Source organism: Streptomyces sp. NPDC050485 (assembly GCF_044458185.1).
GTDB lineage: Bacteria > Actinomycetota > Actinomycetes > Streptomycetales > Streptomycetaceae > Streptomyces.
Genome location: NZ_JBITHR010000012.1, coordinates 66,034 through 78,766 on the forward strand (window position 1 = coordinate 66,034; position 12,733 = coordinate 78,766).

General features: G+C 66.2%; 12 protein-coding genes. 6 read left to right on the forward strand and 6 right to left on the reverse strand.

Annotation, left to right across the window (positions count from 1 at the left end; translation table 11 throughout):
• Positions 1-104 precede the first annotated feature (104 nt).
• Entirely contained in the window at positions 105-3,671 is a 3,567-nt protein-coding gene (dnaE, locus tag ACIBK6_RS23830; RefSeq protein ID WP_399053345.1) for a DNA polymerase III subunit alpha, read from the forward strand.
• Positions 3,668-4,018, forward strand: coding sequence for a DUF6300 family protein (locus ACIBK6_RS23835; protein ID WP_399053346.1), 351 nt, complete (start codon positions 3,668-3,670; stop codon positions 4,016-4,018). The genes dnaE and ACIBK6_RS23835 overlap by 4 nt, the downstream gene beginning before the upstream one ends.
• A gap of 88 nt (positions 4,019-4,106) precedes the next feature.
• On the opposite strand, the gene ACIBK6_RS23840 is transcribed toward ACIBK6_RS23835, so the two are convergent.
• From ACIBK6_RS23840 to ACIBK6_RS23860, 5 genes are all read right to left on the reverse strand, one after another.
• A complete protein-coding gene (locus tag ACIBK6_RS23840; protein ID WP_399053347.1) occupies positions 4,107-5,642 on the reverse strand; it encodes a hypothetical protein in 1,536 nt (511 codons plus the stop codon).
• A gap of 67 nt (positions 5,643-5,709) precedes the next feature.
• The gene (locus ACIBK6_RS23845) at positions 5,710-5,841 is read right to left on the reverse strand and encodes a hypothetical protein (protein ID WP_399053348.1); all 132 of its coding nucleotides are present in this window, start codon (positions 5,839-5,841) and stop codon (positions 5,710-5,712) included.
• A gap of 564 nt (positions 5,842-6,405) precedes the next feature.
• Entirely contained in the window at positions 6,406-6,996 is a 591-nt protein-coding gene (locus ACIBK6_RS23850; RefSeq protein WP_399053349.1) for a class I SAM-dependent methyltransferase, read from the reverse strand.
• Positions 6,997-7,540: 544 nt separating this feature from the next.
• A complete protein-coding gene (locus tag ACIBK6_RS23855) occupies positions 7,541-8,230 on the reverse strand; it encodes a hypothetical protein (RefSeq protein ID WP_399053350.1) in 690 nt (229 codons plus the stop codon).
• A complete protein-coding gene (locus ACIBK6_RS23860) occupies positions 8,227-8,805 on the reverse strand; it encodes an ATP-binding protein (RefSeq protein WP_399053351.1) in 579 nt (192 codons plus the stop codon). Before ACIBK6_RS23860 ends, ACIBK6_RS23855 begins: the two co-directional genes overlap by 4 nt.
• A gap of 349 nt (positions 8,806-9,154) precedes the next feature.
• On the opposite strand from ACIBK6_RS23860, the gene ACIBK6_RS23865 reads away from it, so the two are divergent.
• Both ACIBK6_RS23865 and ACIBK6_RS23870 read left to right on the forward strand, forming a co-directional pair.
• The gene (locus ACIBK6_RS23865; protein ID WP_399053352.1) at positions 9,155-9,982 is read left to right on the forward strand and encodes a helix-turn-helix domain-containing protein; all 828 of its coding nucleotides are present in this window, start codon (positions 9,155-9,157) and stop codon (positions 9,980-9,982) included.
• A 14-nt stretch (positions 9,983-9,996) separates the two neighbouring features.
• Positions 9,997-10,206: a DUF397 domain-containing protein gene (locus ACIBK6_RS23870; protein WP_399053353.1), complete on the forward strand. Its 210-nt coding sequence runs from the start codon at positions 9,997-9,999 to the stop codon at positions 10,204-10,206.
• A gap of 189 nt (positions 10,207-10,395) precedes the next feature.
• On the opposite strand, the gene ACIBK6_RS23875 is transcribed toward ACIBK6_RS23870, so the two are convergent.
• Positions 10,396-10,644 carry a hypothetical protein gene (locus ACIBK6_RS23875; RefSeq protein ID WP_399053354.1) on the reverse strand — a complete coding sequence of 83 codons (249 nt, stop codon included), beginning with the start codon at positions 10,642-10,644 and terminating at the stop codon, positions 10,396-10,398.
• Positions 10,645-10,788: 144 nt separating this feature from the next.
• Between ACIBK6_RS23875 and ACIBK6_RS23880 the strand changes: the two genes are divergently transcribed.
• The gene (locus tag ACIBK6_RS23880; protein ID WP_399053355.1) at positions 10,789-12,045 is read left to right on the forward strand and encodes an MFS transporter; all 1,257 of its coding nucleotides are present in this window, start codon (positions 10,789-10,791) and stop codon (positions 12,043-12,045) included.
• A 110-nt stretch (positions 12,046-12,155) separates the two neighbouring features.
• The gene (locus ACIBK6_RS23885; protein ID WP_399053356.1) at positions 12,156-12,716 is read left to right on the forward strand and encodes a uridine kinase; all 561 of its coding nucleotides are present in this window, start codon (positions 12,156-12,158) and stop codon (positions 12,714-12,716) included.
• The last annotated feature ends 17 nt before the right edge of the window (positions 12,717-12,733 follow it).

The window sequence follows — 12,733 nt, forward strand, 5'->3', positions numbered from 1 at the left end:
CCGGGCCGATGATCATGTTCCGGGGGTCGGAACGAGGCCCGTCACGGGTGGGGCGGGAGATAGGGTGGAGGCTTCCCACGACCCGCCTCGGAGGTGCCTGCCCGGTGTCCGACAGCTTTGTTCACCTGCACAATCACACCGAATATTCGATGCTTGACGGCGCCCAGCGGCTCAAGCCGATGTTCACCGAAGTCGCGCGTCAGGGCATGCCCGCCATCGCCATGAGTGATCACGGCAACATGTTCGGTGCCTATGAGTTCCAGCAGGTGGCCAAGGGATTCGACGGCGTCAAGCCGATCATCGGGATTGAGGCGTACGTCGCACCGTCCGGGCGACGCAACCGCAAGCAGGAGTTCTGGGGCCCCGGCGGTCAGCGGGCCATGTCCGACGACGGCGAAGGCTCCAAAGACGTGTCCGGCGGCGGCCGCTTCACCCACATGACGATGTGGGCCCGCAACGTCGAGGGCCTGCGGAACCTGATGCTGCTCTCCACCGAGGCGTCGTACACGGGCCAGTTCCCAGCAGGCAAGCCGCGCATGGACATGGAGCTGATCTCCGAGCACGCCGGAGGGATCATCGGGACGACCGGCTGCCCCTCAGGTGCGATCCAGACCCGGCTGCGGCTGAACCAGTACGACGAGGCGCGCGAGGTCGCGGCCGCCTACCAGGACATTCTCGGCAAGGAGAACTACTTCCTGGAGCTGATGGACCACGGCCTGGACCTGGAACGCAATGTCCGCGGCGACCTGCTGCGCTTGGCCAAAGACTTGAATATCCCGCTGCTGGCCACGAACGACGCGCACTACGTCCTCGAAGAGCACGCGGACGCGCACGACAACCTGCTGTGCATCGGCGTGGGCAAGAACAAGGCCGACCCGAACCGGTTCCGGTTCAGCGGCACCGGCTACTACCTGAAGACCGCAGCGCAGATGCGGGAGCTGTTCTCCGAGATTCCCGAGGCCTGCGACAACACCCTGCTGATCGCCGAGCGCATCGAGTCCTACGACGAGGTCTTCGACCACAAGGACGAGATGCCGGACTTCCCGGATGTCCCCGAGGGCGAGACCCAGGAGTCGTGGCTGCGCAAGGAGACCCTCAAGGGCCTGGAGATGCGCTACGGCTCGCCCATCCCGGACCAGGTCCTGGAGCGGTTCGAGACGGAGATGACCGTCATCGGCCCCATGGGCTTCTCCTCGTACTTCCTCGTCGTCGCGGACATCTGCAAGTACGCCCGTGACAACAAGGTGCCGGTCGGACCGGGCCGTGGCTCGGCGACCGGATCCATCGTCGCCTACGCGACCCGCATCACCGAGCTGTGCCCTCTGGAACACGGGCTGCTGTTCGAGCGGTTCCTGAACCCCGAGCGCATCAACCCCCCGGATGTCGACCTCGACTTCGACGACCGCCAGCGCGACCGCATGGTGCGCTACGTCGTGGAGAAGTACGGCGACGAGTACACCGCCATGGTGAACACCTTCGGCAAGCTCAAGGCCAAGAACGCGATCAAGGACACGAGCCGTATCCTCGCCTACCCCTTCGCCCACGGCGAGCGGATCACCAAGGCGCTGCCGCCGGACGTGATGGGCAAGTCGATCTCGATCGACGGGATCTTCGACCCGAGCGACAAGCGGTACGGGGAGGCCGGCGAGATCCGCGCCCTGTACGAGAATGAGCCGGACGTCAAGAAGGTCGTGGATGGAGCCAAGGGCGTCGAGGGCCTGATCCGCGGCACCGGCGTCCACGCGGCCGCAGTCATTCTGTCCAAGACCAAGCTCACCGACCGTATCCCGCTCCACATGCGGGCCAAGGACGGCGTCAAGATCACCGGCTTCGACTACCCCAGTTGCGAGAACATGGGGCTGGTCAAGATGGACTTCCTCGGGCTGCGGAACCTGGGCGTGATCGACCAGGCCATCGAGAACGTGCGAGAGAACCGCGGGATCAACCTGTCCACCGAGACGATCCCGCTGGACGACAAGAGAACGTACGAGCTGCTGGCCAGCGGCGAGACGTACGGCATCTTCCAGCTCGACGGCGCGGGAATGCGCACACTGCTCAAGCTGATGGAGCCCACCCGCTTCGAAGACATCGCCGCAGCCCTCGCGCTCTACCGGCCGGGCCCGATGGCGGCGAACGCGCACACCAACTACGCGCACCGCAAGAACGGCCGCCAGGAGATCGCACCGATCCACCCCGAGCTCCGCGACCCGCTGGAGCCCATCCTCGGTACCACCTTCCACCTGCTCGTTTACCAAGAGCAGATCATGGCCGTGGCCCGGCAGCTCGCCGGTTACACGCTCGGTGGCGCCGACCTGCTGCGCCGCGCCATGGGTAAGAAGAAGCCCGAGGTGCTGGCTGCTGAGTGGGACAAGTTCTCGTCCGGCATGATCGGCAAGAACGGCTACTCGGAGGAAGCCACCAAGGCGCTCTGGGACGTCATGCTGCCGTTCTCCGGCTACGCGTTCAACAAGTCACACACCGCCGGATACGGCCTGGTGTCGTTCTGGACGGCCTACCTCAAGGCGAACTTCCCCGCCGAGTACATGGCCGCGCTGCTCACGTCGGTGGGCGACGACAAGGACAAGGCCGGGCTGTATCTCGCCGATGCCCGCAAGGCCGGCGTGAACGTGCTCCAGCCCGACGTGAACGAGTCCGTGGCCGAGTTCACCGCCGTCGGCGACGACGTCCGGTTCGGCCTGAAATCGGTCCGCAACGTCGGCGAGGGCGTCATCGAGTCCCTGGTCACCACACGCAAGTCGAAGGGGAAATACACCTCCTTCCCCGACTTCCTCGACAAGGCCGAAATCGCCGCCCTGAACAAACGAGCCGTCGAATCTTTGATCAAGGCCGGCGCGTTCGACTCCCTCGGGCACACCCGCAAGGGCCTGTCTGCCGCCCACGAGCCCGCGATCGACGCGGTCATCCCGGTGAAGAAGGCCGAGGCCTACGGGCAGGATGACCTCTTCGCCGGACTCGGCGGCAGCGACAGCGACACCCCCGCGTTCGGGCTGGACTTCCCGATCGACGAGACCGAGTGGCCCCGCAAAATCCTGCTCGCCACCGAGCGGGAGATGCTCGGCCTGTACGTCTCCGCCCACCCGCTGGACGGCACCGAACACGTTCTGTCCCGCAACCGAGACACCACCATCAACGACATCATCGAGTCCGGCCAGGAACGCCAGGTCAAACTCGCCGGCCTGATCACCAACGTCGAGCGGAAAGTGACCAAGCAGGGCAATAACTGGGCCCTGATCCAGCTCGCCGACCGTGACGGACAGATCGAGGTCTGCTTCTTCCCGGCCACCTACCAGCTCGTGGGACACGCCCTGATCGCGGACACCGTGGTGTCCGTCACCGGCCGCTCCCAGGACCGGGACGGCACGATGAACATCATCGGCCAGGAACTCCAGGAACTCGACGTGTCCTCCGCCGAGAACGGCGGCCGCCCCCCGGTCCAGTTGTTCTTGCGCGCCCACCAGGTCAACCCGCCCACCGTCCAAAAGCTCAAGGGAATCCTCTCCGCGCACCGGGGAGAGAGCCCCGTCCGTCTCCAGGTCCGCACCCCCGACAAGACCGTCGTCTACGAACTCGGCTACCTGGTCGACCCGACGTCGGTGGCCTCCGACGTGAAGGGCACGTTCGGGCCCGACGCCTGGATCGGCGTGGCGTGACCGAGCCAGACGAGGAGACAGAGCTCCGTCTGGCCGACCTACCGCCGTGCCCGCGCTGCGGCGGTACCACGCTGCTCGCCGTCCGCTACCCGCACAGCTGGCGCAACGCCCGGGGAAAGGATGTGACCGGCTTGCGGGAAGCGGTGCTCTGTCCGGACTGCGACCACGGGCAGGAGACGGCCGATGCGCTGCTCGCCCTGTTCACGGTGGACGGGCAGCTGGACTTCGCCAACATGGAGGTGTTCGGCGAACTCGCTGGGGCCTGGGTGAAGTCGGTGCGGGCCCGGACGGTTGATCCGGCGATGCTTGATGATGAGTACGAACGGTGGCAGCGCGGCGAGCTGTGAACCGCCACGAGCAAGGGCCATGTCCGTGGAGTCAGGCGCCCTGTCTGCTCCACGGGCACGGGGAGAAAGCGGCGCGACGGCGCCTGCGCTAGATGAGCGCCTGGTGCAGCCGCAGAACGTGCACGACCTTGGCGTCCGTGTCCCGCATACGCTGTGCCTCGATCCGTTCTGCGGCAGCAGCGAGTTCGTCAGCGTTCAGGTAGCCCACCTCCAGCAGCGGTGACCCTTCGGACAGAAGCCGATGCAGTCCTTGCGGAGCGAAGCGGTGCAGCGCCTCGTGCAGTACGTCCTGGAAGTTCTCCCGAAGCAGCGGGTGCGCGACCTCCGGCGGGAAGCCGAGCCGCTGAAGGCGGGCTCGTGCCAGGCGCTTGTTCCGGCGCCAGGAGAAGGGCAGCCACTGCCCGAATCTCCACAGCGTCACATCGGCCAGCGGGTACAGCGGCCACAGTCCCGCCCGCAGGTACATGGGTGCGCCGCAGGCCATGGCGCGGAGCGTGGAGTCGGAGATCGGCGGTGCGGGCGGCACCCCGGCCTCCTGGTCCTGCAATGCCTCGAACGCGGCGTCGGTGAGCCATGGCGGGAGGCTGGACTTGGCCAGTGGTGATCGCGGCTCCGGCGGCAGACTCAACATCTCGTCACCGCCGACTCCGGTGGCCGACCACAGCATGCCGTCCGCATGCCACTTGGCGAGCAGCGTGCTGTGCCCGGCGATGTAGATCTCCTCGTGCGGGCCGAGCGGGGACGAGGAAGCGTGGCGGGGGTCCATCGGCAGGTAGTCCGCGGCCCGCAGAAGCGTGTCGCGGAACCCGGCATAGCGGATCATTGCCTCCCGTCGCCGTTGCTGTTGTGCCCCGGCGGCGCCTTCCTGCAGGAGCGCGCCGCTGACCAGGGCCGCCCCATGGCGGCGGGCCAGGGACATGGCGACGTTGCTGCTGTCCATGCCGCCGGAGAGTTCGATGGCGGTCCGCTCGGGCAGATAATGCAGGTCGGCCAGCACGGCGTCGAGGAGTGTCTCGTATCCGTCAAGGACCCGTGAGGTGGGGGCGAGTTCACGAGCCTGGTCGTGGCGGGAGGCCTCGGGCAGATCGACAGTCAGCTCACCGTCGTGGAAGCAGGCGGTGGACTGTTCGGTGAGCAGCCGGATGCCGGCCCAGGCGGTCCGGGTGCTGTAATGGCCGGTCAATGCCAAAAGCCGGGCAGTCCCGATGGGATCGAGGTTCTGATCGGTCGTTGAGTCGCGTAACTGCGTGATGTCCCAGTGTGCGTGGAGGGCCGCCTGCCGCACGGCCAGATAGACGGGGGCGGGGCAACGGGCGCCGGTGCGGAGGGTGATGCCCTGCGGGGATATTTCGATGAGATGGTGGGCCCCGGCCCAGGCGGTGGCTTCGGCGAGCGCCTGATCGTAGGCCCGCTTGCTCACCGGCCGCGGACCTCCCGGGGCGTGGGCCTGCTGACCGGGCAGCCTTTCGCGGACCTGGAAGATGGTGCGCTGGCTGTCATGGACGGACCAGGTATCCAGAGCAGGGTGGTCATAGGGGGCGATCCAGGACCGGCCGCTGCACCAGCGCCCGTTGTGCCACTCCCAGGACGTGTGGGGCAATGTGTCGATCCGCATGCTCAGCATCGGTGGCTCCTTGTGGTGGACGGGGACGGGCCCCTCCCGGTGCAGGAGGGGCCCGAATGGACGGCGATCAGTCCTCGGTAGTGCGCTGGTCACCCTCACCCGACGGCTTGCGGTTCCGGGCCTCGGCGGTCGGCTCAACAGTCTGGGCCGAGGTGGTGAACATGTCCTCCAGCTCGCGGAGTGCGGCTTCGGCGTTCATTGGTTCCCTCTCTTCGCGTATCTCGTAGGAGCAGGGCGTCGGTTGACGTCCTGGGCGCGGTTCTGGGCCAGTCAGGCGCCCGGGGGCCGCGGCCAGGCGGGGTGCCAGACGGCGCCTATCGGAAGGTGGTCCTTGCCCATGTGTTGAGTCCTCTTCTTCGATGCAAGCGGCCGGCCGTAGCGCTCCCCGTGGTCGGCAGGTCTTCAGGCTGCATGTGGTGGGGCCGGGGTGTCGGGTGCGTCAAGTTCGCCGGTCTCGGTGTACCGGTGGCAAGGCGGGTTCAGGCCGTCTCAGGTGGAGTTGGAGGTTTTGCATATCGGTCATCCGGTCCTCCCTGTACGGGGGTGTCGATAGCGGACGGTGCTGGCGTGGGGCGTAATCGAGATGAGGTGCCCGGCGGCCAGTTCGATGAGAGCGTCGTGAGCGTCGTACTCCTCCGCCCGGTATGTAGCCGCGAGCTCGTCACTCCTCGGCAGCGCCGCCCCATGGGGTGGGACACCGTCTTCCGTCCGGGCCTCATCACGGGCATCGGGCCCCGGCAACCGGTCCGGAAGACGGAAGTCTCTATTCGAAGTGCTGAAGCAGGATGGCCGTGATCGACCCGTCGAAGGCAACGTTGTAGCGGCTCACGTGCTTCCAGCCCGCGCCCAGCATCTCGATCTGCCGCTCGGTCAGGCCGCGGTGCTTCTCGGTGGGCTTAAGCCGCTCGTGCACAGGCGTGACGATGTGTACGACACCGTCAGGCTTGACCCAGCGGGCAGTATCGACCAGGAACCGTTGCCGGTCGAGGAAGGCCAACACCAGGCGGCATGTGACGATGTCGACGCTTCGCGGGGCCAGGTGCTGAGGGATCGAGTCGCCGTTCATGTCCCACTCGGCGAACCGCAGGTTCTCGTGAAGGCCGCTGCTCCGGCTGCTCGCCTCGGCCTCGGCCACGCCCGAGATGTCGTATCCAGTGACGGACAGTCCCATGGAGGCCAGCGCCCGTGACCAACTGCCTGTTCCGCAGCCGATATCGGCTGCGACCATGCCCGGCTCGGCCTTCACATAGGCCTGGAACAGCTCGACCTCCAGATGCGTCACGGCCCGGTACGTCCGGCCCTTCTTGTAGGCGCGGTTCCAGTACTCGGCCGTCGAGTGCTCGTTGATGATCATGCTGCTCTCTCGGTTTGTCGGATACGGGTGTGCTTGGTCGCAGGGGTGGGGCCGGCCGCTGCTCTCCCACCGGAGGGCGGCCGGGGCGCCCGCACGCACGGCCGGTGGGGTGGCCTCGGCGCGGGCGCCGCGCCCCTCCGCGGCAGATCCCGCCGCCGCGGCCGCAGCGATGGATCGCGCAGGACGGTCGTGGCTCCTGGCGGAGGGGTCCTGCTGGAAGGTCATCTCCCCGGCGTGCCATCGGGGGTGGTCCAGCAACGCCGGGGAGATGACCGGTCTATGGAAGAGGTGGGATCAAGGGACGCAGCCGAGCCAGATCAGCGTCAAAGCGATCAGCTCCAGCCAGACCAAGGGGAAGAACGCGCAGTTCTTGAGGTAGTGGTGCCAGAATGCGACCGGGCTTCGCGGAGTGGGCGGTGTTGCGGCGGTGCGCGCACCGCACCGCGTACACGAGCTGGACCCCGTGGCCCGGCGGTACGCCGTAGGCTCAGAGCGAATAGAGCATGGTGGTTCCGAAGGGCTTGGTGGAGCGAGACGGGGAGCGTCATGGCGCGTCGCCTTCCGCCGGTTCGGCGTCGGCGAGGCAGACCAGGCGTATGCCCCAGCTTGCCAGCCATTCGGTGATCCCGTCGCTGCCCCACTGCGGATGACCGGTGCAGCACCGCGGTACCAGCTCGTCGACGGATGCCACCGCCAAGAGCGCGACCCATCGCTGTTGAATCAGTCGCTGGATGTGCCGCCACTCGGGACGCTCCGCCAACGGCCAGTCAAAAAGCCCCCGATCGCAGCGGCGCCAGTGCACCGAGCCGATGTGCGACCCGACAGCGGCGTAGAGCTTCCCGTCCACAGCGCGCCGGTCGTCAGCTTCGCCCGCGCAGTAGTAGATCGCAGCTGGTAGACGTACGGCTTCCAGACCGTCCAGCACATCCAACAAGATCTTCACGTACCGCATGCTTGGCTGATGCACTCGGGCAGGCCTGATCTTCAGGAACTGCTGTGCCATCGCGAGCTTTTTCGCGTCCACGGCCGAGTGGGAGGGGAAGAAGCTCAGATACCGAACCAGGTCCCGAATCCGGGCACTGGCCACAGCGACAAGGCTGGCCCGCAGATAGTCGCCGAGCCCAGCATGGAGACTGCCACGAAACCTGGCCAGGACTTCCACATCGGCCGCGGCCGCCCCGGACGACTGATCGAGCAGCTTCCGGGCCGCGTCTAAAGCAAGATCGACCTTCACCTTGGCCTCCCCGGGCAAGCAGGAGTAGCCGAGGAATCCACGCGCGCTTCGTCGTTGGCCTTGATGTCGAATTCGCACCACACGGTCTTGCCGCGACCGTGCAGCTCGGTACCCCACCGATCGGCCAGAGCGGCGAGGAGGAGCATCCCGCGGCCGTGCTCATCCGCTGGATCGGCCTGTTGTGGATGGGGGAGCACAGACGATCCATCGGTCACCTCGATCCGGACCCGCCGATGCGGCGTGAACACGATCGTGAACTCCACGCTGTCGCTGGCGTCGCTGTCGGTGTCGCCGTGCGCGAGGGCATTAGTCAGCAGCTCGTCCACGACGACGGAGATCGCGTCGTTCAGTTCGCGAAGCCCCCAGTACGTGACCTTCGCAGACACACCGTGGCGCAGTTCCCTCACTCGGCAGGCGGCTTGCACGTCAAGTCCCCGCTGCCCACCGGAATTTCGGCGTGCGATGGAGGCCAGGATCCGGTCCGGCATTCGACGCGGGCCGGACGCGGCGGGGTCCTCTATGGCCAAACCGCACCATGCCGTGGGGCTCTGTGTGCTGTGCGCGGTGAGGGACATGAGTTGGGTCCTCCGGAGGGATGCGGGCATGGCCCATAGGGCCCCTTTGGGGCCTCAGAGTCGGATTGCCGTCCGCGTTCAGGTGGCTTAACTACCTTCAGGCATGCGAAAGTTGGACCGCAACCGAACGTGCAATTTTCACGTGAAACGGCATATGCAGTCGTCCGGACTCGTGGCTGTGCAAGGGAGACTCGGGGTGGCAGACTCATAACTCGGGGTCCGTCCACGGGAACTCAGGGCGCGCTGGACTGGACTCTGGGGCGGTGGCATCCGACTCAGGGATGGACGGAGAGGACTCTCAGTGGCGGCACCCAAGGGACCCACAAGCCGGCGTGTACATCTCGGCAAGGTGCTGGAAAAGATGCGCCTGGACCGCGGCATGCCAGCTGGTGAGGTGGCGACCGCGCTCGGTTTCTCTCCGGAGAAACTGTGGCGGTTGGAGAAGGGCCGGACGAGCCTGCCGAACCACGGTGATCTCCGGGCTCTCCTGGAGCACTACGGCGAGACCGACGAGGAGACCATCGAGAAGCTCCTCCAGATCCACCGGGAGTCCTTGAGCCAGGGATGGTGGGTGCCGTACAACCCGCACTTGCAGAAAGGCATGCGCGACTACGTCGGCCTGGAGGCCGATGCTCTCTCCGTCAGCGCATGGCAGCCGAACCTCGTCTTCGGACTGCTCCAGACAGAGAGTTACGCGCGCGCCCTGCTGGAAAGCGCCAAGACCGTGGACGAGATCACGACCGAGTTCATCGACGCGAACGTCGAGCTGCGGATGACGCGGAAGCAGCTCATCACCCAGGACGAGCCGCGGCCCCTGTGGGTCATCATGGCCGAAGACGCGCTCCGCAGCGCCATAGGGGACACGGAGATCATGCGCGAGCAATATGACGAGATCGCGCGGCTCGCGGCCCTCGACCACATCACCGTGCAGATCATTCCGGCATCGTCCACCGGCTACCGAGCCAGTCAGAACTTCGCCTTGCTCGACCTGGAGGAGCCGCTGACGAAGATGGTCCAGGCGGACCACGTCAACGGACAGGCCTGGGTCACGGACAAGAAGCCCGAGGTCGGCAAATTCTCCCGCAGGTTTGAAGCCCTGCGGGCTGCGGCGCTCGCACCCCACGAGACGCCGAGGACCCTGAAGGAACTCGAACGAAATCTAGAACGGAAGTCCTAGCCATTAACACCAACTTGAAGTCCACCGACGTGGCACCAGAAGGTGCCTGGTTCAAGTCCTCCTACAGCGGTGCCGAAGGCAACTCGTGCATCGAAATCGCCCCCCTGACCTCCGGTATCGGCATCCGCGACTCCAAGGACAAGGAAGGCCCCGCCCTCGTCGTCAGCGCCGAGACTTGGGCAGCCTTCGTCAGCCCGATGCGGTCCGGTCAGTTCGAGAACTGAGCTCGCCAGATTCACTGTGCTCCGCCCCCAGTCCTAGTGGGGGCGGAGCACTGCTGTGTCTCACAATGGCGCATACGTCTGACAGCCGCCAGAACGCCCACGCTTCCGACTAACCTCCGGGACCCCAGGGTGCGTTACACACCCCTTGCGGATGTTGCAGGCGGTCTGTACGCGCGTCGCCCACACTTCTTACCTTGGGCAGGCGCTCTGGCCCACCGGCCCGCGGGAAGCCCCGATGAGAACCGATGTGTGACGGACCGCGAGGCGTTTGAAGCGGTGGAGCAGGGCGAGGGTCTGCTCCACGACGTAGCGGAGCTTGCCCATGCCCTTGATGTCCGGGGTTCCCTTGCGGGAGATGACCGGGAGGATCCGGCGTTTACGCAGTTCATCCCGGTTGAGGTTGGAGTCGTAGCCCTTGTCGTCGAGCAGCGTCCGCACGGCAGGAGCGGTCCGTGGGAACGCCCCACCGAACTCCACTACGTCTTCGTCTCCCTCGCCTGCAGCCTCATCTGCTTGAGGGACTCAAGAAACACCGATCATGATTGTGTTACGAGCTCGTAGCAATCGGATAGTGTCGGCCGGATGGTTCCCCAGGGGTCTTTCTCCGTGCTACGGCACAGGCCATTTCGGGTCTTTGTCACAGCCCGCCTCATATCGATGAGCGGGTCGGCCATGGCGCCCGTTGCGCTGGCCTTCACAGTGCTCGGCTTTGACAGCCATCCGGCGTCGCTGGCGATCGTCCTGGCCAGCAACACGGTCCCTCAGCTTGTGCTGCTGCTCGTCGGCGGCGTGGTCGCCGACGGGTTCTCGCGACAGCGCCTGATCGTGATCGGCAACCTCATACCAGCTCTCACCCAGGTCTGTGTCGCAGTCCTCGTGGCCTGCGGTACCGCTACGACCGCGCGGGTCGCGGTATTTGCCGCCGTCGCTGGCGGTGCCTCGGCGCTGATGCAGCCCGCGATGAACAGCTTGCTTCCGCAGATCGTCGACGCCTCACAGCTGCAGGAAGCGAATGCGCTGCTGAGGCTTCCGAGCAACGTCATCAGAATCGTGGCGCCGGCGGTCGGCGGCGCCCTCGTTGCGTTCGTCGGAGCGCAGTGGATACTCGGCTGGGATGCGGCCAGTTTCGCCATCGCGGCAATCCTGTGCAGTCGACTTTCCGTCTCTGGGGCCATGAAATCAGGCGTCTCCGTACTCCGCGATTTCCGCGATGGGTGGAGCGAATTCGTCTCCAGATTCTGGCTCTGGTCTTACGTGCTCTCCGGGACGGTTGTTGTAGCCCTCTGGCTTGGCGGATACCAGCTCCTCGGCCCCGTCGTCGTCCATGACCTCAAGCTCGGTCCGGCCGTGTGGGGAACCATCCAGGGCTCCTTTGCCTTCGGGCTGGTCCTCGGTGGAGTGATTTCACTGAAATGGAAACCGTCAAGGATCATGGTCGCCTGCGTATGCGCCAACCTCCCCATGGCGCTTCCCCTGCTTGCCCTGTCCGCCGGCGCCCCCCTGGTGTGGCTGTCAGCGTCCGCTGTCCTGGCCGGTATCGGCCTCGACATAGCGATCGTGTGCTGGAACACCTCGATCCAGGAGCAGCTGCCGGCAGCTCTACTCGGGCGGGTCAGTTCTTTCAGCTCAGTCGGCGAACTGATGGGGGTCCCGCTGGGCTATCTCGTCATCGGCGTGACCGCGACCGATGTGGGCGCCTCGTCTGTCCTGGTCGTCAGTGCCGTCGTGATGACGCTCGCCACGCTCGTGCTGCTGGCCGCACCCAGCGTGTGGGCCGTGCGGCGGGCACTGGTCGAGCAACCTGATGAGCAGTCCTCCCTCACCGGCAGCGGGACCTGACCCCGGCGGCGACCGAGTCCCGCCGTTGCCGCGGCCCCTGGTGGAGTGAGGCCACAGGGCCATATGCGATCCTCCAGCCTCACGTGACGAGTGCAGGAAAGGGGCACCGGATGCTGGTGACGCTGACTGGAGGGGCCGGCGCGGGCAAAACGACGCTCGCTGCCACGCTGGCCGCCACCGCGTTCCAGGCCCCCGTGCGGGTGCTTCACGGCGACGACTACTACTTCGACACTCCCATCCGCGGGGTGTGGGCGCCGGATGAGGCCGGGATCCCGCGGCTGGACGTGGGTGATCCCCGGTCGATTGACCTCGGGCGTCTCAACCACGACACCAAGACCGCGCTGGCCACAGCCTCTGTCGTCATCGTCGATGGTCTGTTTGCCCGCCGGGTCGCACCGCAGATCTCGTGCCGGCGCTTCGATGTCTTCGTAGATCTGCCAGCCGACCTCCGGCTCGCCCGGAAGATCCAGCGCAAGTGCCTGCGGGACGGCTTCCCTCTCGACGTCCTTCTGCGGAACTACCTCCAATCCCGGCGCGCCGCCCACGAGGAGCACGTCGAACCCGTGCGGAATGAATGCGACCTGGTGGTCGATGGAAGCGTCGCCACCGAGTCACTGGCTCAGCAGGTCTGGTCAGCTATCGCTGATACCGAACTGATCCACAACTCTTGACGATTACTCGGCCCCCC

Excerpts from the sequence above, each read along its gene's own strand:
- ACIBK6_RS23845 (WP_399053348.1), bottom strand. The coding sequence starts at position 5,841 with ATGAACGCCGAAGCCGCACTCCGCGAGCTGGAGGACATGTTCACCACC.
- ACIBK6_RS23860 (WP_399053351.1), bottom strand. The coding sequence starts at position 8,805 with ATGTCCCTCACCGCGCACAGCACACAGAGCCCCACGGCATGGTGCGGT.
- ACIBK6_RS23885 (WP_399053356.1), top strand. The coding sequence starts at position 12,156 with ATGCTGGTGACGCTGACTGGAGGGGCCGGCGCGGGCAAAACGACGCTC.
- ACIBK6_RS23850 (WP_399053349.1), bottom strand. The coding sequence starts at position 6,996 with ATGATCATCAACGAGCACTCGACGGCCGAGTACTGGAACCGCGCCTAC.
- ACIBK6_RS23840 (WP_399053347.1), bottom strand. The coding sequence starts at position 5,642 with ATGCTGAGCATGCGGATCGACACATTGCCCCACACGTCCTGGGAGTGG.
- ACIBK6_RS23880 (WP_399053355.1), top strand. The coding sequence starts at position 10,789 with ATGGTTCCCCAGGGGTCTTTCTCCGTGCTACGGCACAGGCCATTTCGG.